We start from the raw sequence: 1,011 nt of genomic DNA, 5'->3' as shown, positions 1-1,011 counted from the left end.
TTCATCTGCGACTCGTTGTTCTCAATCGCCCGGTGGTTCCGTGACGGAGGCCGCCTGGACCGCTCCGAGGTCGAGGACGCGTTCACCACATTCGCCCTCAACGTCGTGCGCCCCTCAGGCCCTCGTCAGACGCCGTAAGCGACAGCAAGCGAAGCCTGATTTCAAGGGCTATTAATGTCTGCCCGCTGGCGGCCAGTAGGACTGTCCGGTGAGGCGGGTTCTAGCGATCGTTGCAACACCCATGGAATCACCATCAACAATTAGTTCTTCCTTAGAGGAAGAATCTGCTTCAACTGAGAACTCCGTGCCTTGGCTGGGACTGCTGTGAAGGTTCCCAGCAGTCCCATAGCCGTGCGCAAAAGCAGGAATTCCTGGCCGCCGTGGCGCGCTTGGGAACTGTCGCCGCGGCGGCTAAGGAAATCGGTATCAACAGAAGTACCTGCCAGAAGTGGGCGAACACTGCCGGGATCAGGCGTCAACGCCAGTACGCCTATGCTGAGAAGGAACAGTTCGATGCCGCGTTTAATCGGACCGGCAGCATCGTGGCGGCAGCGAGGGAAGTGGGGCTGAATATCGCGACCGCGCACACCTGGGCCGGCAGGATCCATCCAGTCGCCAGGAAGCCACGGAACACCCGTCAGTGAAGACCGGTCCGGCGAAACGCTATTCACCGGCGGTGATCGAGGAGTTTCTCAGCGCTCCGCGAAATCGGTAGCGTCAGCGCGACAGCGAAGCAGCTGGGCCTGGACCGCTCCACTTGTTCGAACTGGCGGCGACCACACCGTATACCAGGAACCAATGCCAAAAATCTGCGCTCAGGTTCCTTCTCCGCGCTGTCGGTCGTAATAGGTTCTTGAGGCCGGGCTGTCCTTGAGGCTGGAGAGGGGGCGAGGTAACAGGTTCGCAGGAGCCTGCGGGTTGAAGCGACGTGGCCGGTGCAGGTTTCCACTGATTCGCCCGGAATCGCGCGGGACGGGGGCCAGGCCCGCGACGCTGGCGGGCCGGTCGACT

The 1,011-nt window shown here is 61.5% G+C and carries 1 protein-coding gene and 1 pseudogene; both read right to left on the bottom strand.

From position 1 onward, the window contains the following. Nucleotides 1-260: 260 nt before the first annotated feature. Nucleotides 261-608, bottom strand: a complete 348-nt coding sequence (locus BMX78_RS22970) for a hypothetical protein (RefSeq protein ID WP_139205088.1) — start codon at nt 606-608, stop codon at nt 261-263. 213 nt (nt 609-821) lie between these two features. Further along, a pseudogene (locus tag BMX78_RS23915) lies at nt 822-1,011 on the bottom strand (transposase); the annotation flags it as partial.

The sequence above is a fragment of the Arthrobacter sp. OV608 genome (assembly GCA_900110595.1).
In the GTDB taxonomy this organism is placed as follows: Bacteria; Actinomycetota; Actinomycetes; order Actinomycetales; family Micrococcaceae; genus Arthrobacter.
Note: the sequence above shows the minus strand (reverse complement) of the source record. Positions and strands in the feature narration are given on the sequence as shown.

Coding starts and splice junctions, on each gene's coding strand:
- BMX78_RS22970 (WP_139205088.1), bottom strand. CDS start 608: ATGGATCCTGCCGGCCCAGGTGTGCGCGGTCGCGATATTCAGCCCCAC.